General features: G+C 66.4%; 1 protein-coding gene. It reads left to right on the top strand.

Annotation, left to right across the window (positions count from 1 at the left end; genetic code table 11):
- A partial coding sequence (locus tag IG78_RS47410; RefSeq protein ID WP_037703474.1) for an AMP-binding enzyme occupies positions 1-348 on the top strand: 348 nt, incomplete at both ends.

Below are 348 nucleotides of genomic sequence, written 5' to 3' on the forward strand. Positions count from 1 at the left end.
GGTGGAGCGTGCTGCGGTGGTGGTGCGTTCTGCCGGGTCGGGTGGTCGGCAGTTGGTGGGGTATGTGGTGCCCGCCGGTGCTGGTTCCGGTGCGGGTGCTGGTGCTGGTTCTGGTGTGGGTGTGGATGGTTCGGTGGTGCGTGGCGAGGTTGCTGTGCGGTTGCCGGAGTACATGGTGCCCGCGGTGGTGATGGTGGTTGATGATCTGCCGTTTACGGTGAACGGGAAGCTGGACAAGCGGGCGTTGCCGGAGCCGGTGTTTTCGGGGGGTTTTTTCCGGGCGGCGTCTTCGCCGTTGGAGGAGGTCCTTGCGGGCATCTTCGCGCGGGTGCTTGATGTGCCGCGGGG

Origin of the sequence: Streptomyces aureocirculatus (genome assembly GCF_000720475.1) — a bacterium.
GTDB lineage: Bacteria > Actinomycetota > Actinomycetes > Streptomycetales > Streptomycetaceae > Streptomyces > Streptomyces aureocirculatus.